Genomic DNA, 23,944 nt, shown 5'->3' on the forward strand with positions numbered 1-23,944 from the left:
TGATAATGTGCGCACAAAACAGGCCATAGCGGACGCCAACGTCGGAGCATCGGCGCGGGCTCACGCGACAATCCGGAGGAGACGATGCTGCGACCCAAGGTCAGCCGGGCGGTTCTCGCACTCATGTGCGCGATGTCGTTCATCTTGTATCTCGATCGCGTCAACCTGTCGGCGGCGGCCGGGCTGATCCGCGACGATCTGCATCTGAGCAATACCAACGTCGGCCTCGTGTTCGCCGCGTTCGCATACACGTACGCGCTGTGCCAGGTGATCGGCGGCTGGGTCAGCGACCGCTTCGGCGCGAAGCTCACGCTCGTGACCTGCGCAAGCATCTGGATCGTCGCGACGGTCGCGACCGGTCTCGCGGGCGGGCTCGCGTCGCTGTTCGGCGCGCGGCTGCTGCTCGGCATCGGCGAAGGCGCGGCGCTGCCCGCGCAGGCGCGGGCGCTGACCAACTGGTTCCCCTCGAACCGGCGCGGCTTCGTGCAAGGCCTCACGCATTCGTTCTCGCGGCTCGGCAATGCGATCACGCCGCCGCTGATCGCGCTGCTGGTCGCGTATTCGTCGTGGCGGGTGTCGTTTCTCGCGGTCGGCGCGCTGACGTTCGTGTGGGTCGTGGTCTACGCATGGTATTTCACCGACGACCCGCGCAAGCATCGCCATATGACCGCGGAGCAGGAAACGCAATTGCCGCCGGTCCGTCAATTCGCGGTCGAAGCGACTCGCGAGCCCACGCCGTGGCGGCGTCTGCTCAAACGCATCGCACCAACGATGCTCGTCTACTTCTGTTACGGCTGGACCGGCTGGCTGTTCTTCACCTGGCTGCCCACGTTCTTCATGCACGGTCGCGGCCTCGATCTGAAAAGCTCGGCGATGTTCTCCGCAGGCGTGTTTCTGTCCGGCGTGGTCGGCAATACCGCGGGCGGCGTGCTCAGCGACCGCGTGTTGAAGCGTACGCGCAACGTCGTCGCGGCGCGCCGCAACGTGATCATCTGCGCGTTTCTCGGCGCTTTGGTGTTCCTCGCGCCGGTGATGGTCGTGAAGTCGCTGCCGGTCATGGCAGCGTGCATGAGCCTGTCGTTCTTCTTCCTCGAAATGACGATCGGGCCGATCTGGGCCGTGCCGATGGACATCTGCCCGCGGCACGTCGGTGTCGCGAGCGGGCTCGTGAATGCGGGCTCGGCGGTTGCGGGGATTTTCACGCCGATCGTGTTCGGCCTGATCGTGGACCGCACGGGTAGCTGGACGCTGCCGTTCGCGGGCTCGCTCGGACTGCTCGCGCTCGGCATCGTCGCGACCTTCTTCATGCGGCCGGATATTCCGCTCGACGCGGCTCGCGCTCACCCGGATCTCGCGGACATCAATGCGGGCGTCGAATTGCGCTTCGCAGAAAACCTCACGCCGCGCGAATCGAATCGATGACCAGTTGCATCGCCGGCGTGATGCGCCGGTTTCTGCGCAGAATCAGCCCATACGGTGCGAGCCGGCCGCGTAGCGGCGTCGCGATCGCGGCGATCGCATCGAGCGCGACGTAGTACTGCGCGACCGAACTCGGCAGCACGGCGAGCATGTCCGAGTCGCGCAGCAACGACAGCGTGGTCAGAATCGACGACGTCTCGACCGTGCTCACCGGCGGCGCAACGCGCGACTCGCGAAACGTTTGATCGATGACCTGGCGCATCGGGCTCGGATGCGGCTGGATGATCCACGGATAGCGCGCGAGGTCCGTGAGCTTCGGCCGCGTGCCCGTTTGCTTGCCTGTTTTCACGGCCGGATGATCGGGCCGCACGACGATCGACAGCGCTTCTTCCGCCAACGTCTCGAAGCTCAGATCGAGCGCCGGAAAACCATCGGGAATCCGGCCAATCATGATATCGAGCTGATCCTGTTGCAGCGACTGCACGAGCACGTCGCTGGTGTCGATCGTGACCGCCATCTGCAGGCGCGGGTGCGCTTCCTTCAGCTTGACGATCGTGTGCGTCAGCAATTCGGGCGACGGCGCCATCACCGCGCCGATGCGCACCTTGCCGATGTCGCCGGCCTCGATGCCGGCCAACTCCTCGCGCAGTTCGTCGAGATCCTGGAACACGACGCGCGCATAGCGCATCACGGCCTCGCCGAAGATCGTCGGCTCCATGCCGCGCGCATGGCGCACGAACAGCGATACGCCGAGCGTGTCCTCCAGTTCCTGCAAGGCCTTGGTCGCGGCGGGCTGGGTCATCGCGAGATCGTCGGCGGCACGCCGCAGCGATTCCGTTTCCGACAGCGCGACCATCAGTTGCAGATGACGCAGGCGCAAGCGTTTGCGAATGGTGGAGGCGGGCGGGATCATGAGCGATAACTTTAGCGAATCGGCCGATTCGAATTATTCAGTGGTCAGTTATCGGATAGTTTCGCACACTAGCGGTTATCGCAGGACGGCCAATCGCAACGCCGTTCGCGTTGACAAGACAAAACCGGAGACGACGCATGACGATGACCGCGAGCCCCGCGCTCGACAGCGCGATTACCAAAGCGCGCACGAGGCTGCTGCCTTTTCTGATCCTGATGTACGTACTCGCGTTCATCGACCGCGCGAACGTCGGCTTCGCGAAGAACGTGCTGCAGGCCGACACGGGCTTGAGCGACGCGGCGTTCGCGTTCGGCGCCGGCATTTTCTTCGTCGGCTATGCGGTGTTCGAAGTACCGAGCAACCTGCTGATGTACCGCTTCGGCGCGCGCATCTGGATGAGCCGCATCATGGTCACGTGGGGCATCGTGTCCGCGTGCACCGCCTTCGTCGACAGCGCCACGAGCTTCTATGTGCTGCGCACGCTGCTCGGCATCGCCGAAGCCGGTTTCTTTCCCGGCATCATCCTGTTCCTGTCGAACTGGTTTCCCGCCAAAACGCGCTCGCAGACGATGGGCATGTTCTATTTCGGCTTCCCGCTCGCGCTCCTGCTCGGCAGCCCGATCTCGGGTCTGCTGCTCGATGCGGGCAATCCGTTCGGCATGCATGCGTGGCAATGGCTGTTCGTCGTCGAGGGGCTGGCGGCGTCGGTGGTGGGTGTCGTCGCTTACTTCTATCTGACCGACCGGCCCGTGCAGGCGCACTGGCTCGATGCCGAAGAGCGTGACGCGCTCGATCACGCGTTGCGCCAGGAAGACCGCCAGAAGCTCGCGCATGGTCCGGCTTCGGTGCTCGCGGCGCTGCGCGATTCGCGCGTACTGTTCTGCGGCCTGATCTACTTCGCGGTGCAGATGAGCGTGTACGGCGTCGTGTTCTATCTGCCAACCCGCATCGCCGGGCTCGCAAGCGGCGGCCATGTCGGCGTCGAGGTCGGAATGCTGACAGCGATTCCGTGGATCGCCGCGATCATCGGCACGTTCTGGGTGACGCGCTACGCCGACCGCCACGGTCATCACCGTGTCTGGGCCGCGGCGATGCTCGCGCTCGCGGCGTTCGGCATTGCCGCGTCGGCGATGACGTCGTCGGTCACGCTTGCGATTGCCGCCTTCTGTTTCGCCGCCATCGGTTTCGTCTGCGTGCAGCCATTGTTCTGGACGCTGCCCACCGGTTACCTGGGCGGCGCCGCGGCCGCGGGCGGCATCGCGTTGATCAATTCGATCGGCAATCTGGGCGGCTTCGTCGCGCCGAATCTGAAAGGGCTGGCCGAGCGCGCGACCGGCTCTTCGCAGGCGGGTATGTTCTCGCTCGCGGTGGTCGGACTGATCGGCGCATTGCTGCTGCTGACATTCCGCTTCGCCCCTGCCGCCTCCCATTCCGTCTCTCATCGCAGCGGCCCGCTCGGCGAACGCCCGGGCCACTGACTCTCTGATTCTCTGAAGGAAATCGTCGAACATGAAAATCAAGCATATCCGAACGCGTGTTTTCGAGTGGAAAGGCAAAGTCGTGCCGCCGCAAGCGCATTTCTGCACGAACGCGGTCGATATTCTGTACGAGCGTGGCGATGCGATGGGGTCGTTCCGCTTTCACGGCTGGCTCGTCGTCGAAGTCGAATGCGACGACGGCACCGTGGGCATCGGCAATTGCGCGCTCGCGCCGCGCATCGCGAAGCAGATCATCGACGAATACCTCGCGCCGATCGCGATCGGCGAAGACCCGTTCGACAACGAATACATCTGGCAGAAGATGTATCGCCGCACGCTCGCGTGGGGCCGCAAAGGCATCGGCATGGCGGCGATCTCCGCGATCGATATCGCGCTGTGGGACATCATGGGCAAGGCCGTGAAAAAGCCGGTGTTCAAGCTGCTCGGCGGGCGCACGAAAGAAAAGATCTGGTGCTATGCATCGAAGCTTTACAACAACGATGATCGCGACGCTTTCCTCGGCGAAGCGGAAAGCTATCTGGACAGCGGCTTCACCGCGATGAAGATGCGCTTCGGCTACGGTCCGAAAGACGGCCCGAAAGGCATGGCGAAGAACATCGAACAGGTGCGTCTGTTGCGTGAACTGGTCGGCGACGAAGTCGACATCATGCTCGAATGCTATATGGGCTGGACGCTCGAATACGCGCGCAGAATGCTGCCGCGCCTCGCCGAATTCAATCCACGCTGGATCGAGGAGCCGGTGATCGGCGACGACGTCGAAGGCTATCAGGAGTTGAAGAAGATGAACCTGATGCCGGTGTCGGGTGGCGAGCATGAGTTCACGAGCTATGGCTTCAAGGATCTGCTCGAACGCCGCGCGATCGACGTGATCCAGTACGACACGAATCGCGTGGGCGGGATCACGGCGGCGCGCAAGATCAACGCGATGGCCGAAGCGTGGTCGGTGCCGGTGATTCCGCATGCGGGACAGATGCACAACTATCATCTGACGATGTCGAGCACCGCGAGCCCGATGTCGGAGTTCTTCCCGGTGTTCGATGTCGAAGTTGGCAACGAATTGTTCTACTACATCTTCGAAGGCGAGCCGCAGCCGGAAAATGGCTATCTGCAACTGTCGGACGACGTGCCGGGTCTTGGCATCAAGTTGAGCGACAAGTATCTTGCCGACTTCAACATCGTCGAATGAGTGGACCGATCCGAGGAAAGCACATGAAGCCACGCATCGCAGTCCTTCTTGGCGACCCGGCCGGTATCGGTCCCGAGCTGATCGCGCGTCTGTTCGCGCAGCGGGCGAACCGGGCGCGCGCGGAGGTGCTGATCATCGGCGAGCGGCGCGAGCTCGAAACCGGCATGAAGATCGCGCAGCAGCGCTTCGATTACGACGTGGTCGAAGATGCGCATGCCGCGTTTCAACGCGACGGTGTGCCGTCGCTGATCGATTTCCGTCTGACCGGCGATCAAGCTTTCGAGCGTGCGGTGGCGACCGAACACGGCGGCCGCTATAGTCTCGCCGCGTTCAGGCACGCGCTCGCGCTGACGCGAAGCAACGTCACCCAAGGCATGCTGTTCGCGCCGGTCAACAAGACCTCGCTGCATCTGGCCGGCATGGAAACCGGCGACGAGATGGAGTGGTTCGCGAAGCAGCTCGGCTACACGGGCAGCTTCTGCGAGTTCAACGTGCTCGACGAGCTATGGACTTCGCGCGTGACCTCGCATATGGCGTTGAAGGACGTCAGCGCGAAGTTGTCGGAGGAGCGCATCGTCGGCGCGGTGCGGCTGATTCACGAAGGCCTGAAGCGAGCCGGCCATCCGCAGCCGCGTATCGCGGTATGTGGTTTCAATCCGCACAACGGCGACAACGGCGCGTTCGGCCGCGAGGAGATCGACGTGATCGCGCCGGCCGTCGAGGCCGCGCGCAAGCTCGGCTACGACGCGCAGGGACCGTTTCCCGCCGACACGATCTTCGTGCGCGCGCGCGACCAGAAGGCCTTCGACGGCGTCGTCACGATGTACCACGATCAAGGCCAGATCGCGATGAAGCTGATGGGTTTCTGGCGCGGCGTAACCGTGCACGGCGGCTTGCCAATTCCGATCGCGACGCCCGCGCACGGCACCGCGTTCGACATCCACGGCCAGGGCAAGGCCGACGTCGGCGCGACGCAGAAGGCGTTCGACATCGTCACGCGGATGGCGACCGAGCGCGTGAACAGGCCCTAACGCGTCAGCGTTTCCTGCGCGGCCCGGTCGAGGCGCGCACCACGAGCTCGGGCGGTGGCCCGAGCACCATCGACGGCTGCCGCTCCGGCGTCTGGATCAAACGGATCAGGCTCTTGATCGACAACTCCGCGACAGCCGCGGTTTGAATCGCGACCGTGGTCAGCGCCGGATGCACCTGATGCGCGAGCTGAATGTCGGTGATGCCGATCACCGACACGTCGTCGGGAACCGAGCGGCCGAGCGTGATCAACGCCTGGATCGCGCCGATCGCGAGCAGGTCGTTGGTCGCGAAGATCGCGCTCAGTTGCGGGCGGTTCGCCATCAGTTCCATGCAGGCGGCGAAGCCGGCGTCGATCGAGTCGCGAATCTGCAGCACGGCGGCCGCATCGGCTTCGATGCCGGCCATGCGCATCGCGGCGCGAAAGCCGTTCGAGCGCGCGTCCTGCAAACCGCCGCAGCCGTCGCCGATCAGCAAGCCGATCTCGCGATGGCCGAGTCCGAGCAGATGCCCCGCGGCCAGCTCGCCGGCACGCGCGAAGTCGACTGCGATGCACGGTAGCTCGGGCGGCGACTCGGGGTGCTCCCACATGGCGAGCAGAATCGGCGCGCTATGCGTCGCAGACGCGCACAGGTCGTTGATCGTGATGTCCGTGTTCATCACGAGCACGCCGTCGGCGAGCGTGCCGGCAATCTGGTTCAGATATGCGCGGCCGATTTCGGCATCGTCGTCGGTATTGCAGACCATCAGGAAGTGGCCGGTCTTGCGCGCCGCGCGCTCGGCGGCGAGCACGAACTCCGGGTAAAACGGGTTCGAGATGTTCGACAGCATGAGCGCGAGCGTCGACGAACGGCCTTCGGCGAGCGCGCGCGCATTCAGGTTCGGCCGGTAGCCGAGTTCGGCGATCGCCTGCAGCACGCGCTCAGCCGTTTCAGGGCGGACTTTCTCGCGATTGCGCAGCACGTTGGAGACCGTGGCGGCGGTAACCTGCGCGCGTTTCGCGACTTCGGACAACGTGACCATATCGAGTTATCCCATATTTAGGGAGGTCAATTCAAATGTTGCAAACGGCCTGCGACATTGCTAACTTTCTCAAAAACGTAACGGAGACACCCACCATGACTTTATCCGTCGAACTCGAATTTAAGCGATTAAATGCCGCCGGCACAAGGCCGGGGCGTTTTATTTCGGCCAAAATTTAAGCGGTTAAATCAAGGCGGAGACAGCATGGCGACGATTCGTTTGAGCGATGTGCAAAAGGCCTACGGCGACCATCCGCCGGTGATCCGGCGCGTGAATCTCGAGATCGCGCAGCATGAATTCTGCGTGTTTCTCGGCCCCTCGGGCTGCGGCAAGTCGACCTTATTACGGATGATCGCCGGTCTCGAAGACCTCAGCGAAGGCGAGCTGCATATCGGCGGCCGCCTCGTCAACGACGTGCCGGCCGCCGAGCGCGGCGTCGCGATGGTGTTCCAAAGCTACGCGCTATTTCCGCATATGACCGTGTTCGACAACATGGCGTTCGGATTGAAGCTCGCGAAGCAGCCGAAGGACGTGATCGAGCGCAAGGTGCGCGAAGCCGCGCGGATTCTGCAACTGGAAAGCTTGCTCGAACGACATCCGAAAGCGCTGTCGGGCGGCCAGCGGCAGCGCGTCGCGATCGGCCGCGCGATCGTGCGCGAGCCGGGCGTGTTTCTGTTCGACGAGCCGCTATCGAATCTCGATGCCGCGCTGCGCGGCCAGACGCGCGTCGAGATCGCGCGTCTGCATCAGCGCTTCGCGAATGCGAGCGTCGTGTACGTCACGCACGATCAGGTCGAAGCGATGACGCTTGCCGATCGCATCGTGCTGCTGCATGCGGGCGCGGATGCCGAGCGCTTCGGCAGCATCGCGCAGAGCGGTGCGCCACTCGAGCTGTATCACCACCCGAAGTCGCGCTTCGTCGCGGGCTTTATCGGCTCGCCGCGTATGAACTTCGTCGATGCGACCGTCGAGTCGATCGAACCGGGGCGTGTGACGGTGGCGCTCGTGGCCGGCGCGGAAAAGCTGCTCGCGCACGTCGACGGTAAACGGCTGCAACGCGGCCAGCGCGTCACGCTCGGCGTGCGCCCCGAGCATCTGCGGCTCGATGGCGACGAACAGTTCATTCAGTGCGCGACCGTGCTATCGGAACGGCTCGGCGAGCACAGCTATATCCACGCGGACCACGCGGGAGGCACGCTGATCGCGAAAGCGCCCGGCGATACGCCGCTCGGCGCGGGCGAGCGCATCCGCGTCCATGTTCCGCCCGCTGCCTGTCATCTGTTCGACGAACAGGGACTCGCGCTGCGGCGTAGCACGTTCGAGCCGGAACGCGCGGCCGCCTGAACGATCGTCGACGGCGGACCTGCTTGAACGGTTCGTCAGACTGAATTCCGCCATAGAGCGGGTTACATCGCCGGCCACGCTGCGTAGCCGGTCAACAAGGTAGACAAGGAGACATAGATGATTGCTCTTCGCCTTCGCCGTTTCGCACAGGTGTCGATCGCCGCCGCCGTGATGGCCGGCGCGCTCGGCAGCGCCGCGGTCGACGCGGCCACGCTGAACGTCAACGTATCGGCGCGCGGTAATCAGCGCTCGACCTGGCAGGATGCGTTCGACCAGTTCAAGAAAGCCAATCCCGACATCGACCTGAAAATCACCTACGTGACCGAGGAAGCCTACAAGGTGCAGATGGGCGGCTGGCTCGCCACCGATCCACCCGACGTCGTCTCGTGGCACGACGGCGAGCGGATGGCCTATTACGCGCAACGTGGTCTGCTCGAAGATCTGAGCTCGGACTGGGCGAAAAACGGCTGGTCGCAGCAGTATGCGTCGGTCAAGGACGCGTCGACGTACAAGGGCAAGCAGTATGCGGCACCGCTCGGCTATGACGCGTACGGCTTCTTCTATCGCAAGGATCTGTTCGAGAAGGCCGGCATCAGGAGCGAGCCGAAAACGTGGGACGAACTGCTCGACGCCAACAAGAAGCTGAAGGCGATCGGCGTCGCGCCGATCGCGGTGGCTGCACGCGACAGCTGGACGCTGGCCGCCTGGTTCGACTATCTCGATCTGCGCATCAATGGCAACGAGTTCCATCAGAAGCTGATGGCCGGCGAAATTCCGTACACCGATCCGCGCGTGAAGAAGGTCTACACGACGTGGAAGACACTGCTCGACAATCACGACTTTATCGACAATGCGCTGTCGTACGACGTCGATTCGATCGGCCCGATCCTCAACAACGGCAAAGCCGCGATGATGCTGATGGGCACGTTCTTCTCGGCGAGCTTCCCGCCGTCGATCAAGGACCAGATCGGCTTCTTCCGCTTCCCGGTGCTCGACGCGAACGTGCCGATGGCCGAGGACGGCCCCGTCAACGTGCTGCTGATTCCGGCGAAGGCCAAGAACAAGGCCGACGCGCGCAAGCTGCTCGCGTTCATGGAGACGCCGAAGATCAACGCCGAACTCGCGAAGGGCTGGGGACAGTTGCCGTCGAACAGCCAGGCGGCGCCGCCTGAGGATGCGATCTCGAAGGTCGGCTTCCAGACGCTCGCGAACACGAAGGGCGGCATCGCGCAGTTCTACGATCGCGATATGCAGAAGGAAATGGCCGACGAAGGCATGAAGGCCATGCAGCAGTTCTACAGCGATCCGTCGCAACTCGACAGCGTGCTCGCTCATCTCGAAGCGACGCGCAAGCGCATCTACCAGAAGTAAGTCCCGCCGCGCCGGCCGCTCGATCGCGGCCGGCTTCCGGGCCCCCATTCCGCCTTCGATTTCCGACGAGGCCGTTCCATGTCACATACCGCAGCGCGCCGCCTGCCCGCGGCGCGGCACCGTCGCGTCTCGACGACGCGCCGTCATCAGCATCGCGCCGCGTTTTTCTTTCTGCTGCCGGGCTGCGCATTGTTCGCGCTGTGCGTGATCTATCCGATCATCAGCAGCATTTCGCTGAGCTTCTACCACTGGGACGGCATGACGCCGAAGACCTTCGCCGGTCTCGCCAACTACGTCGAGCTGTTTCAGTCCGATACGTTCTATACGGCGCTGAAGAACAACCTGATCTGGCTCGCGCTGTTTCTGCTCGCGCCGCCTCTCGGTCTGCTGTTCGCGCTGTATCTGAACCAGCAGGTGCGCGGCATGCGCGTCGTGAAGTCGCTGTTTTTCGCGCCGTTCGTGCTGTCGGGCGTCGTGGTCGGCCTCGTATTCAGCTGGTTCTACGATCCGACGTTCGGGCTGCTGCGGCTGATCGTCGGCCGTGGCATTCCGGTGCTCGGCGATCCGCATACGGTCACGCTCGGCATCATCTTCGCCGCGCTGTGGCCGCAGGCGCCGTTCTGCATGATTCTGTATCTGACCGGGCTCACCGGTATCAATCCCGAAGTGGTCGAGGCCGCGCGCATGGAAGGCGCGCAGGGGCTGCGACTGCTGTGGCACGTGATCCTGCCGCAATTGCGGCCCGCCACCTTCATGGCGGTGGTGCTGACCGTGATCGGCGCATTGCGCAGCTTCGATCTGATCGCGGTGATGAGTGGCGGCGGTCCGTTCGACAGTTCCACCGTGCTCGCCTATTTCATGTACGACCAGGCGATCAAGTACTACCGCGAAGGCTATTCCGCCGCGATTGCGGTCGTGCTGTTCGCGATCATGCTCGTCTATATCGTGTTCCATCTGCGCCGCATGTTGCGCGAGGAACGCTGATTCTCTGAACCTCAGGAGTACCCGGTCATGTATCCGCTTCCCGTCGAACGCTGGAAACCGCTGAATCGCACGCTTTACAAGGCCTCGCTGCCGCTGGCGCTGTTTATCTGGCTGCTGCCGATGCTCGCCGTGCTGCTGACCTCGATCCGTTCGACGGATGAATTGTCGCAAGGCGACTACTGGACGTGGCCGAAACACTTCGCGTTGCTCGAGAACTACGGCACCGCGCTCACGCAAACGCCGATGCTGCATTACTTCGCCAATAGCGTGCTGATCACGGTGCCGTCGGTGATCGGCGCGATCGTGCTCGCGTCGATGGCGGGCTTCGCATTGGCGACGTATCGCTTTCCGGGCAACACGGCCGTGCTGTTCGCGTTCGTCGCCGGCAATTTCGTGCCGATCCAGATCCTGATGATTCCAGTGCGCGACATGGCGCTGAAGTTCGGCCTGTTCAACACCGTGTGGGCGCTGGTGATCTTTCATGTGTCGTTTCAGACCGGCTTCTGCACCTTGTTTCTGCGCAACTTCATCAAGCAACTGCCGTTTATTCGAGATGATCGAGGCCGCGCGCGTCGAAGGCGCGGGCGAGTGGACGATCTATCTGCGCATCGTGCTGCCGCTGATCCGCCCCGCGCTCGCCGCGCTCGCGATCCTCGTGTTCACGTTCGTGTGGAACGACTACTTCTGGGCGCTGTGCCTCACGCAAGGCGACGACGCCGCGCCGATCACGGTGGGCGTCGCCGCGCTGAAAGGGCAGTGGACGACCGCGTGGAACCTCGTCGCGGCGGGCTCGGTGCTGGCCGCGTTGCCTTCGGTGCTGATGTTCTTCGGCATGCAAAGGCACTTCGTCGCCGGACTGACCTTCGGGGCGAGCAAGGGATAAAGGGCGCTTGAAACACGATTGAAACGACGGCTCGACGTCAACTCACCACGAGACTTTCACATGCAACTTGGTGTCTGCTACTACCCGGAACAATGGCCGCGCGCGATGTGGGCCGACGACGCGCAACGTATGGTCGAACTCGGCATCACGCATGTGCGGATCGCTGAATTCGCGTGGAGCCGTATGGAGCCGCGCGCCGGCGAATTTGACTGGCAATGGCTCGACGAAGCCGTCGAAACGCTCGCGAAAGCGGGCTTGAAACTCGTGCTCGGCACGCCGAGCGCGTCGCCGCCGAAGTGGCTCGTCGACGCCCACCCGGACGTGTTGCCGGTGCGCGCGGACGGCGCGCTCTGGAATTTCGGCTCGCGGCGTCACTACGATATTTCGAGCGACACGTACCGGCGCGAATGCGTGCGCATCGTCACCGCGATGGCGATGCGCTATGGCCGGCATCCGTCGATCGTCGCATGGCAGACCGATAACGAACTCGGCTGCCACGACACGGTGCCGAGCTATTCGGCCGCGGCGTTGCAGCGCTTTCACGCGTGGCTGCAGCGGCGCTACGCAACGATCGGCGCGTTGAACGACGCGTGGGGCAATGTGTTCTGGAGCATGGAGTACCCGTCGTTCGACGCGATCGGGCTGCCGACGCTGACACCCACCGACGCTAATCCGATCCATCTGCTCGACTTCCGCCGCTTCATGTCCGACGAGGTGGCGAGCTTCCATCGCGAGCAGATCGAGGTGTTGCGCGAGCATGCGCCGAACGCGGATCTGCTGCACAACTTCATGGGCTTTTTCACGACCTTCGATCACTATCGCTTCGCCGCCGACAACGCGATCGACGTCGCCGCATGGGACAGCTATCCGATTGCGCGCACTGAGTCGATCGCGTTGCCGCAGGAGCAGAAGGCGCGCTTCGCGCGTACCGGACATCCCGACGTGTCCGCGTTCGATCACGACCGCTACCGGGGCATTGGCGGCGGGCGCTTCTGGGTGATGGAGCAGCAGGCCGGTCCGGTGAACTGGGCGTCGTGCAATCCGATTCCGGCGCCGGGCATGGTGCGGCTATGGGCGTACGAGGCGTTCGCGCATGGCGCGGAGCTGGTGTCGTATTTCCGTTGGCGTCAGTGCCCGTATGCGCAGGAGCAGATGCATTCCGGGCTCAATCTGCCGAACGACGAACTGTCGCCGGGCGGTCTCGAGGTGCAACGGGCCGCGCGTGAGATCGCGGGCAGTACGGCGCTGTCGACGCTCGCCGCGCCCGCGCGCGCGGCCACCGCGCTGGTATTCGACTACGAGACGCAGTGGATGTTCGAAATCCAGCGTCACGGCAAGGGCTTCGACTACCAGACGCTCGCGTTCGACTACTACGAGTCGCTGCGCGAACTCGGGCTCGATGTCGATATCGTGTCGAGCCGGGCAGATCTTTCGCGCTACCAGCTAGTCGTGTTGCCGAGTCTCGCGGTGATCGACGCCGCGCTCGTCGAGCAGATCGCGCGTTCGAACGCGCAATGGGTGTTCGGCCCGCGCAGCGGCTCGAAAACCGACGCGTTCGCGATTCCCGGCAATCTGCCGCCCGGCGCGTTGCAGCGCGCGCTGCCGATCCAGGTGCTCGAAGTCGAAACGCTGCGCTCGACGCTGGCGCCCGCGCTGTCGATCGACGGCACCGAGGGTTACGCGCTGCACTGGCGCGAGCATGTGCGCGCCAATGGCGAGACACGCATTGCCGCGCGCTTCGACGATGCCTGGCCCGCGCTGCTGACGCACGGCAACGTGCGCTATGTGGCCGGCTGGCTGTCGCATGAACTGCATCGCACGCTGTTGCGGCAGGCGGCGCGCGATGCGGGCCTCGATACGCAGATACTCGCCGATGGACTGAGGCTGCGCCGCCGCGGCGGCTTGACCTTCGCATTCAATTTCGGCGCGCAACCGGTGCAGGCGCCAGCACCGCGCAATGCGACGTTCGTGCTCGGCGAGCCGCGCCTGAATACCGGCGACGTCTGCGCGTGGAAAGACGCGTGACGTGGTGTGGTTGTCACGTCACGGCAGGAAGTCAACCGAGTGGATTCCGACGCCGAACGTCGGGTGGAAAGTCGGCGCCGGCGACCAGTGGGACAACAACACGCTGTTCGATTTCCACGGCAACGCACTGTCGTCGCTGGATGCGTTCCGGCGGCGCTAGCGCATCGCGGGTGACACGCCGGCATCACTGTGCCGGCGATGCCTGCCCCTTGTGCTGGTTCACGCACTCCGACGTGATCGCCATGCTCGCCTGATCGGGCGTCATGTGTGGCGCGTCGGGGCTGTAGATCTTTTCGATGATCGCGTCGACGGCCGCGCGGTCGGACGGGTCTTTGTAGTAGTGGGCGGCCTGCTCGAGCGCCTGAGCTTTGGTCTTTTTGTGTGCGCGCCACGACGCGACCTGGCCGGCGATATCGCCGAGCGCGAAACATTGATCGCTGACGGTCTGCGCGACGGCCTGAGCGGCCGGCTGCGCGATGCACAGCGCGACGAGCGCGGATACGACTACGCGTTTCATTACTGGAGTCCTGACATGAGACGGCGGCGGCGCGGCAGCGGCGGTGATCGCCGCGCCTGGCCGCGCGCGGAAAAATTGTTGCGTAGTGTATCGGGAAGTAGGCCGGGGCGCTTTTCGCCGCCGTGGATCGCAATGCCGCAGGCGAACGGGTGTGACGTCGATGCATCACAGCGGCAGCGGCCGATCCTTTAGCCAGGTTGGCGCGGCGATGGTTCTGATTGCCGTGCTGCTGTGTGTCGAGCAACTGCTCGCGTTCAGGTAAGCGAGAGATTCCAGCCGTTCAGCGAAACAAAAAGCCGCCCTGCGATTCGCAGGGCGGCTTCTGGGTCACCACTCGATCGAACCGTCACCGGTCCGCTGGCGCGCACATTTCATTGCAGGCTCAATGGCCGAACGACTCCGTCTTCGACGCACCCGCTTCCGCCGCATGCGGCCGTGCCGCCTGCTTGATCAGCAGCGCGACGCACGATAGCAGACCCGCCACCGCGATCGTCGCGAAGATGCCGCCGAACGAGAAGTGGCGGCGCGCCAGCTCGGCTACGAGGAACGAACCCGCAATGCCGCCGAAGCGGCCGACGCCAAGCATCCACGCGACGCCCGTGCCGCGGCCCACGGTCGGGTAGAACGCGGCGGCGAGCGCCGGCATCGACGATTGCGCGGTGTTCATCAGCACGCCGGCGATGAACACGATCAGCACGAGCGCGCCGACGTTGCCGGCCGCCTGACCGATGAAGTACACACTGACGGCGGTCAGTGCATAGCACACCGCAATGACGCGGTTCGCGTTGAAGCGGTCCATCAGCACGCCGGCCAGTACCGCGCCGACGCCGCCGAGCGGGAACAGCGCGGAGATCAGCGTCGCGCGTTGCGGCGTGAGGCCGGCGTCCTTCAGCAGGATCGGCATCCAGTTGATCGATGCGTAGAAGATCACGAGGCCCATGAAGTACGCGACCCACAGCATCACCGAACCGACGATGTACGAGCGCGACAGCACGACGCCGAGACCCTTGCCGCCGGTTTGCGGCGCGGTTTCGGTCATCGTGAAACCGGCGGCCTGCACCGCGTCGCCGGAAATGCGCGCGAGAGCGGCGCGAATCCGCTCGGCCGGCTTGTCATTCGCGACCATGTAGCGGACCGACTCCGGCATCTTCGCGAGCACCAGCAGCAACAGCAGCAGCGGCGTGACGCCGCCGAGGATCAGCACACTGCGCCAGCCCAGATGCGGAATCATCCACGCGGCGAGGAAACCGCCGAACGCGGCGCCGAGCGGGAAGCCGCAGAACATCAGGTTGATCATGGTGGCGCGGCGGTTGTCCGGGCAGTACTCGCCCATCATCGTGACCGCGTTTGGCATCGCGGCGCCGAGGCCGACGCCGGTGACGAAGCGCAGCACGGTCAGTTGGTCGATGCCGGTCGAAAACGCCGACGCGAGGCAGGCGACGCCGAACAGCAGCACCGAGCCGACCAGCATCGAGCGACGCCCGAGGCGGTCGGACAACGGACCCGAGCCGAGCGCGCCGCACGCGAGGCCGAACAGCGCGGCGCTCAGGACTGGCGCGAGCGCGGGCTTGTCGATACCCCATTCGGTGATCAGTGAAGGCGCGATGAAGCCGATCGCGGCAGTGTCAAAACCGTCCAGCAGGACGATGATGAAGCACATGAAAAAGATCAGCCACTGGAACGGCGAAAACGGATGCTCGTTGATGAAGGTTTGAACGTTCACAGCGGGGCTGCGGTTCATGATGGTCTCCTGGCAGCGAAAGGCCCGACACGACGAGCTATTCTTCTCTAAGACTGTACGCCGTCTGGCAACGGCGTACGATGCCTGCGGCGGGCCAACTGGCCGTTCATCGGCAATGAATCATCCCGGACGGATCGGTTTGACGGAATCGCGCCGGGCGAGGGAATTTGTTCGAATAAAGAACTGTGATTCTCTATGCGAACGCGCGCCACTGTAAGGAATGAATTCGATGCGGTCAACGGGGGAATACCCGAGCTTCGCGGTGGCGGACGTGCCCGCCGATGCGTGGCAGGCGGCGCGCTGCAATCGGGCCGCAGAAAGGACGAGGCGCGCCAAGCTCAACGCGCCAAAGCAACCGGCGAACGGCGTCGAGACATCTGCCCGTCAGGCCGTCACCCCGGGATTGGCCACCGTCCGCTCGATTCGCCCCAGCCGGACCACCGTCACACCGGGGCGTAACTGCCGCAGCGACGGCATCACGAGCATGCAGTTGTCGTAGGGGGTGCGCACCTCTTCGCCGTTCGACCAGCCGATCACGGCGCCCGCCTCGGCGAAAACTTCGAGGCCGGTGTACGCCGCGGCGAAGCTGAAGTCCATGCTGGTCGCGACGACCGGCTGTGTCACGCGCACGATGTTCTGCTCGGGCGGCAATGGCGCGAGCCATCCAGGCGGCAGATCCGCTTCGTCGATCACGCCGGCCAGCAGCAGGAAGCGCGCGGTCGTATCGCGCGCGGCCGCCACCGCACGGCGCTCCCAATGCTGGCCGCATTCGATCAGCAGCGCGTTCTTCGGGCTCGCGGCATCGCCGAACCCTTCGTAGTCGCGCATGCGGCGGCCTTCGGGATGCCCTTCGTCGCAGATCACCGCGGCGGGCGTACCGAGCCGCACCGCGAGGTCGATGCCTTTTTGCAGCGGTCCCGCGACGATCAGCGGCTTGCACCGCTCGTGCATCGAATGCAGGTCGAGCAGCACGTCGACCGTATCGATCACCGGGCGCATCGCACGCGCGCGCTGCAGTTCGCTCGACCTGCGCGACGTGTCGTCGAGCACCGCCGCCGTCCACACGCGGTTGAAGTCCTGATCGACGAAGCGCGCGGCGTCCGGATTCGCCGGATCGAAGCGCCGGTACGCGGCGACGTTCGCGAACGACAGCGTGAGCTGTCCGCGTCGCGGCCGCAACGCGCGACGCAGCAGTTCGTCGACGACGATCGCGCCGCACACTTCGTTGCCGTGCGTGAGCGCGTTGATCATCACGTGCGGGCCGGGCACGCCCGAATCGAACGTGTGGACGTATGCAATGCCCGACGACGATGGCTCGTGCGGCGCGATATCGGGGAATTCGACTTCGATCGGATAGGCTTCTCGGCTCATGGCGGCGTCCTCGGTGAATGGCATTGATAATCTTTTCGTAAGACGTTGTTATTCCTGGCGCCTTCCGCAAAAGATAGTAAATGTTCTTCAGACATGTGCTTACCGTATCCCGCCACGTCGACAAAATCGTGAACGGATATCAATGACGTGCGGATGCGAGGCGCATCTTCAGCGCGCGCGCCCGCGCATCGCCCAATACCGGTTGCCGAGAAAGCCCACGATCACGTAGACGGGAATGCCGCACAGTTGCGCGAGATAGGGCGCGTGCGTGAGATGCAACACCGAAACCATCGTCGCGAGATTGGCCAGGTACGAGATCAGCACGACGATCAGAAAGCGGATGGCGGTGTGCCGCGTGGCCTCCGTCCTGAACGTGAACCTGCTGTTGAGCGCGAAGCTCAGTCCCACACCCATCGCGTAGCCGACTATGTTCGCAACTACAGGAATGGCGCCCGCCGCCTGCACGATAAAGATGATGGCGGCCGAGATCACCGTATTGAGGCCGCCAACCAGAAGATACTTGATGAACTGGCGAAGAGGTTCGGTACGCGATGCTGTCGTGCGTAGACTGTTCATCGAATGGCCGCCTTCATGCGGCGCTCGCGTAGACGGCATATTGGGCGCCGAGCGGAACATGGGTCAGATATTTTTCGAGTGGACGCAGTTTGGCCAGCATGTGAGGAAAGAAAATCCGGAAGCGCACGACAACGTCGGAAAAGCCCGCATCGACGCACGCCCGCTTCATGTTGCGCGCGGTGATCAGTTTGGCGTTCACATCGAACTCGCAGGTGTTGACCGCCCTGACGGTCAGCGGGTTCAGCGGATTATGCTCGAAGATGACGACCGTGCCCCGCGGACCCACGACGCGTTTCAGTTCGCCCAACAAATGAACATGCTCGGCGTGATCGATATGATGGAACACGCACATCGCATAGGCGAGATTGAATTCGCCCTGCTCGAAAGGCAGCGTGTGACCGTCGAAGTGGACGAAGCGCGACGAATCGGGAAAGCGGCTGTGCGCGACTTCCAGTGAACGCTCCGATACATCCGCGCACGTGAGCTGTGCGTCCGGCAAATAGCGCTTCACCCATGGAATCGACGTGCCCACGCCCGATCCGAAATCGAGCATGCGCGCGGGCAGCGCATCGCGTCGCGTCATCTCCTCGGCGATGTCGCGGATCTTGTACTCGGCGAAAAACTCCGGACCTTCTCCCGATGCCGCGATGTTACGGGCGTGCAGCGAAAGATACTCGTCAGCAAAGCTGTCGAACTCGGCCTTGTCCATGCTATTCATCCTTTCCGTGAACATCCGTTCCAAAGGCAATTGGAAAGCGATCTGGCGTGACGGTTCATGCATTCTCCATTGTCTCCACGACCCAATCATACGGGACCACGCGAACAATCGCATGGCCTTGCGCGTATCGGCATGCTGATGCAGACCAGTGCCAGTAAAAAGTGGTTGTTCGTATTCCGATGTGGTAATTCCGTTGCGGCTCTAATTCGACGTTTTTTCCGATGCCTTAGTACATTTCGGACAAAGAGGTCCGTATGCTTGCCTGTGGTCGGCGATGCGTACTAATGTCCAACTAGGTTAAACGCCGGACTCTGTGCCTGACTCTGGGTCGAGCCAGCTTCAGAATGGGGAGTTGCCTATGACGACGATGAATCTCGTCGTACCGTGCTACAACGAAGAAGAGGTTATCACCGAGACAAGTAAGCGGCTGCTCGCACTTCTGGAGCGATTGATCGAGGCCGGCGAGGTGAGCAACGAAAGCCGCATCACTTTCATTGACGATGGTTCCCGCGACCGTACCTGGTCGATCATCGAAGTGCTGCACGCGCAGAATGCCCGCTGCGGCGGCATCAAACTCTCGCGCAATCGCGGTCATCAGAATGCGCTGCTCGCCGGTCTGATGACGGCTCAAGGCGATGTACTCGTGAGCCTCGACGCGGATCTTCAGGACGATATCGAAGCCATTCCACGCATGCTCGCGGAATATCAGTCGGGTGCGGAAATCGTCTTCGGCGTGCGTCACAAACGTACGACGGACACATTCTTCAAGCGCTTCACCGCTCGCAACTACTACAAGTTGCTCCGGACGTTCGGCGTCGATATCCTGCCGGGCCACGCGGATTTTCGCCTGATGAGCCGCAAGACAGTGGAAGCGTTGCGTCAGTTTCAGGAGGTCAATCTTTTCCTGCGCGGCATCATTCCGCTGCTCGGGTTCAAGACTGCGATCGTCGAATACGAGCGCGCCGCGCGCTTTGCGGGCGAGAGCAAATACCCGCTCAGCAAAATGATCGTCCTCGCGCTGGACGGCATCACGTCGTTCTCCGCCGTTCCCTTGCAATGGAGTACGCGCATCGGCGCATTGCTGGCGATCGGCTCGCTGTGCTTCGGCGCATGGGCCGCCTATGCGCGCATCTTCACCAACCTCACGGTGCCCGGCTGGGCTTCGACGGTAATCCCAATGTACTTTCTCGGCGGTATCCAGTTGCTCTTCCTCGGTGTGATCGGCGGCTACATCTCGAAGACGTACGCCGAAACCAAGCAGCGTCCTCGTTTCATCATTGAGCAAACGTTATGAATTTTCCCGTCGATCGTTCGGCGCCGGCGACCCCGGGCGCCGACGCGGTGTCCGCAGACGCGCTGTTTTCGCGCTCCGGCCGGCTCGCCACCATTCTTCCGCGCGTGCTTTTCATCGTCACCGTGCTGTATGGCGGAGCGTTGTTCTGGATCGCGCCGCGTCCGCCCTTGGTGGACTTGCCGCAACACGCGGGACAGGTGATGTTGCTGCGCGATCTGCTCGAGCATACGTCGCCGTGGCAAAACCTCGTGCAGCTCAATCTGCTGACGCCGTATCTCGTCGGCTACGGCCTCGCGCTGCCGCTCACGTATCTGATGCCGATCGGCGCCGCGCTCAATTGCGTGCTGATGCTCGCGTATTTCGCGTTCGTGGCGTCATGCGTGGGCTTTCGCAGGTATCTGGGCGGCGATCCACGGCTCGACTGGCTGTTCGTGCCGGGATTTTTCGGCTTCGCCTTCATGTGGGGCTTCTATACGTTTCTGGTCGCGACCCCGTTGGGCATTCTGTTCATGTGGCTCTCGCACGACTATGCGAAGGCGACTTCCGTCAGGAAGGGGGTATGGATGTTCGTTGCGGGCACGGCGCTGTTCTTCTGTCACGGGCTCGTGTTTCTGCTTGCGATGGCGGTAGGCGTCGGCTTCGTGCTGTTCAAACAGAAGACGTTCGTCCGCAAGATCCTCGCGCTCGCGCCGTTCGTGCCGCTCGGTGTGCTGTGCATCGCGTATATGGTGTGGAGCCGCGCGACCGATCCGCTGCTCGGGCAGACGGTGCCCGGCGTAGACGTATTCAAATGGGGCTTCGACTTGCAGCGGGTGCTCTCGCTGCCCGTCTACGTGTGGGGCATGAACAAAAGCGCGGCCGTGTATTTGCCGCTCGTCGCGCTGATGTTCGCCGCGCCGTGGCTATGGCGCAACAGGATCAATCCCGATCGCTCGGTCCTCGTGCCGATGCTCGCCGTGGCGTTCGTGTGGTTCGTCGTGCCGGGCACGGCGCTGAAGACTGCGTACCTGTATCACCGTTTCGCGCTGTTTCTGTTGCCCGCGTATGCGTTGATGTTCTGCGCGCCGCAAACGTCGGCGAACGGCGCTCGCCGTGCGTCGTCCGGTTCGAACCGGGGTGCGCTGCCCGGCGTCGCCGTACAAGCGTTGATCATCGCCGGATGCTGGATCTTCTTTGCGGACCAGACGGTTCGTCTGCATCGTTTCGCCGTCGAGAACGCGCCGCTGGACGCGCTGCTGTCGCGGACCGAACCGGATCAACGCGCGCTAAGTCTGATATTCGATCGCGCGAGTCCCGCGTACAGGAGCCCGGCCGCGTACGAGCACCAGTCGCTGTGGTATCAGGCGGAGAAACACGGTTTCGTCGATCCGAACTTCGCGACTTACGTGCCGCAGATCGCGCGCTTCAGGCCGGGCATGATGCCTATGGCCCCGCTGACGCTCGAACACGATCCGGCGGGTTTCGAATGGAATAAGGACAATGGCCGTCTGTACCGCTATTTCTTCGTTCGCAAGGAGGGGCCGTTGCCGAAAGATTTCTTCGCCAATAGCGAATGCGATGTCGCCCTGGTGACGCACGCGGGCGAATGGTCGCTCTACGAGCGGCGCAACTGTCGATAACGGCGCATCCGGCGTTGCGCCGTCATCCCTTCATGTGGAACGATCGGCGGCCAGGCATTCGCAGCGCGCTTTGATGGGCCTGGCGCGTCGTTCATATCAGGCGAGTTTTGCCGCGATCGCCTCGCCGACTTCGCTCGTGCTTGCTTTACCGCCGAGGTCGCCGGTGTGCGGACCCTCGATCAGCGTCGCCTCGATCGCCTTGAGGATCGCGTCGTGCGCTTCGCGCTCCTTGCCGCTCGAATGACCGAGGAAGTCGAGCATCATCGCGGCCGACCAGATCATCGCGATCGGATTCGCGATGTGCTTGCCGGCGATATCGGGTGCCGAGCCGTGCACCGGCTCGAACAGCGACGGAAACTTGCGGTCCGGATTCAGGTTGCCCGACGGCGCGAGGCCGATCGTGCCCGTGCACGCGGGGCCGAGATCGGACAGGATGTCGCCGAACAGATTGGTCGCCACGACGACGTCGAAACGGTCCGGGTTCAGCACGAAACGCGCGCACAGGATGTCGATGTGCTGCTTGTCCCACGTCACGTCCGGATACTGCGCGGCGATGCCGGCCGCGCATTTGTCCCACCACGGCATGCTGATCGCGATGCCGTTGCTCTTCGTTGCGACGGTGATTTTCTTGCGCGCGCGGCGCTGCGCGAGATCGAACGCGAACTTCAGCACGTGCTCGCTGCCATGCCGCGTAAACACCGACTCCTGCAGCACGAACTCGCGCTCGGTGCCTTCGAACATCACGCCGCCCACTGACGAATACTCGCCCTCGGTGTTCTCGCGCACGATCCAGAAGTCGATGTCGCCGGCCTTGCGTCCCGCGAGCGGCGAGGGAACGCCCGCAAAGAGCCGTGCGGGCCGCAGATGGTGGTGGTTATTTTATTCGTGGTGCATTCGTTCATGCCGTGCCAGGCGCGGCGTGCCCCTCCTGCAAGGCTTAACCAGGGGTTTTTTGGGATGGTACCTTGATGCACAATCGGGCCTCCTTTATTGACTGTGAGGCACGATGACTTCACTTTCCCTGGGTTCTTATCATGAGGTCCGTGAAAGGCGCCACGGACATCTGTTCTCGGTCAGCCTTTACAGATCGTTCAACCTTCACATCAGGTCTCGCTGGCTGTTTGACGTGGATCGGTGGTTCCATTTTGCATGGCCGGCGAGCGTGCCGCGCGAGTCACACGACGACATTGTGCAGGGCATGGAGGAAGCGCGCGCAGCGTGGCTGCGATATAGCCCATCCATGCTGCTGTCGCACCAGCCATACGAGTTACGCGATATGCTCGGCCGGAGTGACAACCGCTTTCATATGTACAGAATGAAAGACGAAGAGGTTGCCAAAGCCCTGTACAACGAAGTGAAGGACGGTAGCCTGATCTTCGTCCCTGAGCGGGACGAGATGCTCAAGTGCGTGCAGGCGATACGGGAGCAGCGGGAAAAGGCTTCCCGGACAGCGCCCGCACGCGCGCAACAACCGGCCGACGCGGACATGCTAAGTTCGCTCTATGGCAACAGCCCGCGCGCGCCGCAGAACCCCGGCAATGCTCAGGCGTTCAACTATCAGCCAGATGCCGTGAGTGACGATGTGCAGGACATTGCGGCGCGCGGAGTGAGCGATTTTCACGAGGCCGAATGCTTCGCGCAGTACGAACGGGACATAGACCTGTGCAACGCACTGGCTGGCCCAATGGGCGGTACACGCGGCATCGCGCTATGCAAAACGCAGGCATTCCAGAACTATCAACAGTGCAGAGGATATTGATGGCTACTCATCCGCCGTATTCCGTGGTTCTAACCTATACAGAGGACCGTCAACGGCTCACGGTGCAAACCGTTGACCCCACCAGGCTTGCTCCGTTGCTGGCCGGGAAAATCGAAATGCCGATCCTTCTCGATGAGTACGATTTCAAACTCGACGACGAATTTGCGCGGAGGCTCGGCGTCGCAATACTCAACGTGATTGCGCTCGGTCAGCCTGACATCAAGCAGTACATGTCGGTTACGCAAGAGCCGATCGACAAGCCTTCACAGACGTAGCTCGCCGCCCGCGCACTTATGCGCTGTGCGTGCAACGGGCATTCGGGAATTATCAAACCTACTGTTGCGCGTCCGGCCCGCGCAGGGCCGCGAGCGCTTCAGGAAGTCGCGCGAGCGCGTCCGCTAGCGAACGTGCGCCGCCGAGTGGGAGAATGCCGGCAAAGCTGTCGTCGTCGTCCACCAGCAGCCCGTCGAACTGCCCAGTGCTGTCGCGATAGACGATCACGTCTGCCCGCTGCCAGCCCGTCCTTGCGAGTACCGCCGCCACGTCTGCTCCGGCTGCATTGGTCTCGCTGTGGCAACCGGGCGTGTCCAGGTCGTGAATGACCGGCACGCCCGAGACGAAGCCGACCAGCGCGGAGCGGGCGCAACAACCGGCCGACGTGGACATGCTAAGG

General features: G+C 63.2%; 20 protein-coding genes and 3 pseudogenes. 14 read left to right on the forward strand and 9 right to left on the reverse strand.

All coding sequences use genetic code 11. The features are described from left to right. The first annotated feature begins 84 nt into the window (after positions 1 to 84). Positions 85 to 1,422 (forward strand): MFS transporter, encoded by a 1,338-nt coding sequence (locus OKW40_RS33960; protein WP_429493494.1) that lies wholly within the window; start codon positions 85 to 87, stop codon positions 1,420 to 1,422. On the opposite strand, the gene OKW40_RS33965 is transcribed toward OKW40_RS33960, so the two are convergent. Next, entirely contained in the window at positions 1,397 to 2,332 is a 936-nt protein-coding gene (locus OKW40_RS33965; RefSeq protein ID WP_429352346.1) for a LysR family transcriptional regulator, read from the reverse strand. The genes OKW40_RS33960 and OKW40_RS33965 overlap by 26 nt on opposite strands. A gap of 137 nt (positions 2,333 to 2,469) precedes the next feature. Here OKW40_RS33965 and OKW40_RS33970 point away from each other — a divergent pair, with 137 nt between their 5' ends. Genes OKW40_RS33970 through OKW40_RS33980 form a run of 3 tightly spaced genes read left to right on the forward strand, consistent with a single transcriptional unit; the run spans position 2,470 to position 6,048 of the window. After that, entirely contained in the window at positions 2,470 to 3,810 is a 1,341-nt protein-coding gene (locus OKW40_RS33970) for an MFS transporter (RefSeq protein ID WP_429493495.1), read from the forward strand. A 31-nt stretch (positions 3,811 to 3,841) separates the two neighbouring features. Next, positions 3,842 to 5,017 carry an L-rhamnonate dehydratase gene (locus tag OKW40_RS33975; RefSeq protein WP_090809205.1) on the forward strand — a complete coding sequence of 392 codons (1,176 nt, stop codon included), beginning with the start codon at positions 3,842 to 3,844 and terminating at the stop codon, positions 5,015 to 5,017. Positions 5,018 to 5,040: 23 nt separating this feature from the next. Further along, positions 5,041 to 6,048, forward strand: coding sequence for a 4-hydroxythreonine-4-phosphate dehydrogenase PdxA (locus OKW40_RS33980; protein ID WP_429493496.1), 1,008 nt, complete (start codon positions 5,041 to 5,043; stop codon positions 6,046 to 6,048). Between the two features lie 4 nt (positions 6,049 to 6,052). Here the strand turns inward: OKW40_RS33980 and OKW40_RS33985 are convergent, their stop codons facing one another. Further along, the gene (locus OKW40_RS33985; RefSeq protein WP_090809209.1) at positions 6,053 to 7,069 is read right to left on the reverse strand and encodes a LacI family DNA-binding transcriptional regulator; all 1,017 of its coding nucleotides are present in this window, start codon (positions 7,067 to 7,069) and stop codon (positions 6,053 to 6,055) included. Positions 7,070 to 7,273: 204 nt separating this feature from the next. Between OKW40_RS33985 and OKW40_RS33990 the strand changes: the two genes are divergently transcribed. The 6 genes and pseudogenes from OKW40_RS33990 to OKW40_RS34015 form a co-directional block, all read left to right on the forward strand. Then, positions 7,274 to 8,413 (forward strand): ABC transporter ATP-binding protein, encoded by a 1,140-nt coding sequence (locus OKW40_RS33990; protein ID WP_429493497.1) that lies wholly within the window; start codon positions 7,274 to 7,276, stop codon positions 8,411 to 8,413. Positions 8,414 to 8,584: 171 nt separating this feature from the next. Next, positions 8,585 to 9,784, forward strand: a complete 1,200-nt coding sequence (locus tag OKW40_RS33995; RefSeq protein WP_429493983.1) for an ABC transporter substrate-binding protein — start codon at positions 8,585 to 8,587, stop codon at positions 9,782 to 9,784. 78 nt (positions 9,785 to 9,862) lie between these two features. Beyond that, on the forward strand, positions 9,863 to 10,768 hold the full coding sequence (locus OKW40_RS34000; RefSeq protein WP_429493498.1) for a carbohydrate ABC transporter permease: 906 nt from the start codon (positions 9,863 to 9,865) through the stop codon (positions 10,766 to 10,768). Positions 10,769 to 10,795: 27 nt separating this feature from the next. After that, positions 10,796 to 11,651 (forward strand): annotated as a pseudogene (locus tag OKW40_RS34005) (carbohydrate ABC transporter permease). A 60-nt stretch (positions 11,652 to 11,711) separates the two neighbouring features. Beyond that, positions 11,712 to 13,676, forward strand: coding sequence for a beta-galactosidase (locus tag OKW40_RS34010; protein WP_429493499.1), 1,965 nt, complete (start codon positions 11,712 to 11,714; stop codon positions 13,674 to 13,676). A gap of 37 nt (positions 13,677 to 13,713) precedes the next feature. After that, positions 13,714 to 13,836, forward strand: a pseudogene (locus tag OKW40_RS34015) (glycosyl hydrolase 53 family protein); the annotation flags it as partial. Positions 13,837 to 13,860: 24 nt separating this feature from the next. Here the strand turns inward: OKW40_RS34015 and OKW40_RS34020 are convergent. From OKW40_RS34020 to OKW40_RS34040, 5 genes are all read right to left on the reverse strand, one after another. Further along, on the reverse strand, positions 13,861 to 14,193 hold the full coding sequence (locus OKW40_RS34020; protein ID WP_184039654.1) for a hypothetical protein: 333 nt from the start codon (positions 14,191 to 14,193) through the stop codon (positions 13,861 to 13,863). Between the two features lie 382 nt (positions 14,194 to 14,575). Next, positions 14,576 to 15,934, reverse strand: a complete 1,359-nt coding sequence (locus OKW40_RS34025) for an MFS transporter (protein WP_429493500.1) — start codon at positions 15,932 to 15,934, stop codon at positions 14,576 to 14,578. Between the two features lie 384 nt (positions 15,935 to 16,318). After that, positions 16,319 to 17,305: a M14 family metallopeptidase gene (locus tag OKW40_RS34030; RefSeq protein ID WP_429493501.1), complete on the reverse strand. Its 987-nt coding sequence runs from the start codon at positions 17,303 to 17,305 to the stop codon at positions 16,319 to 16,321. A gap of 168 nt (positions 17,306 to 17,473) precedes the next feature. Then, a complete protein-coding gene (locus tag OKW40_RS34035) occupies positions 17,474 to 17,881 on the reverse strand; it encodes a GtrA family protein (RefSeq protein ID WP_184039660.1) in 408 nt (135 codons plus the stop codon). Between the two features lie 13 nt (positions 17,882 to 17,894). After that, complete coding sequence (locus tag OKW40_RS34040; protein ID WP_429493502.1) at positions 17,895 to 18,590, reverse strand: class I SAM-dependent methyltransferase; 696 nt, start codon at positions 18,588 to 18,590, stop codon at positions 17,895 to 17,897. Positions 18,591 to 18,957: 367 nt separating this feature from the next. Here OKW40_RS34040 and OKW40_RS34045 point away from each other — a divergent pair, with 367 nt between their 5' ends. Together OKW40_RS34045 and OKW40_RS34050 are read left to right on the forward strand one after the other, a co-directional pair. Then, positions 18,958 to 19,893: a glycosyltransferase family 2 protein gene (locus OKW40_RS34045; RefSeq protein ID WP_184060446.1), complete on the forward strand. Its 936-nt coding sequence runs from the start codon at positions 18,958 to 18,960 to the stop codon at positions 19,891 to 19,893. Beyond that, positions 19,890 to 21,512, forward strand: coding sequence for a hypothetical protein (locus tag OKW40_RS34050; protein ID WP_429493503.1), 1,623 nt, complete (start codon positions 19,890 to 19,892; stop codon positions 21,510 to 21,512). Before OKW40_RS34045 ends, OKW40_RS34050 begins: the two co-directional genes overlap by 4 nt. 96 nt (positions 21,513 to 21,608) lie before the next feature. Here OKW40_RS34050 and OKW40_RS34055 read toward each other — a convergent pair. Beyond that, positions 21,609 to 22,379, reverse strand: a pseudogene (locus OKW40_RS34055) (isocitrate/isopropylmalate dehydrogenase family protein); the annotation flags it as partial. Between the two features lie 139 nt (positions 22,380 to 22,518). Between OKW40_RS34055 and OKW40_RS34060 the strand changes: the two are divergent. Then, on the forward strand, positions 22,519 to 23,271 hold the full coding sequence (locus OKW40_RS34060) for a hypothetical protein (RefSeq protein ID WP_429493504.1): 753 nt from the start codon (positions 22,519 to 22,521) through the stop codon (positions 23,269 to 23,271). Continuing rightward, on the forward strand, positions 23,271 to 23,546 hold the full coding sequence (locus OKW40_RS34065) for a hypothetical protein (RefSeq protein ID WP_090809227.1): 276 nt from the start codon (positions 23,271 to 23,273) through the stop codon (positions 23,544 to 23,546). Before OKW40_RS34060 ends, OKW40_RS34065 begins: the two co-directional genes overlap by 1 nt. Positions 23,547 to 23,604: 58 nt before the next feature. On the opposite strand, the gene OKW40_RS34070 is transcribed toward OKW40_RS34065, so the two are convergent. Then, complete coding sequence (locus OKW40_RS34070; protein ID WP_429493505.1) at positions 23,605 to 23,937, reverse strand: hypothetical protein; 333 nt, start codon at positions 23,935 to 23,937, stop codon at positions 23,605 to 23,607. Positions 23,938 to 23,944: the final 7 nt, after the last annotated feature.

Source organism: Paraburkholderia sp. RAU6.4a (genome assembly GCF_050435625.1).
GTDB classification, from domain to species: Bacteria; Pseudomonadota; Gammaproteobacteria; order Burkholderiales; family Burkholderiaceae; genus Paraburkholderia; species Paraburkholderia tuberum.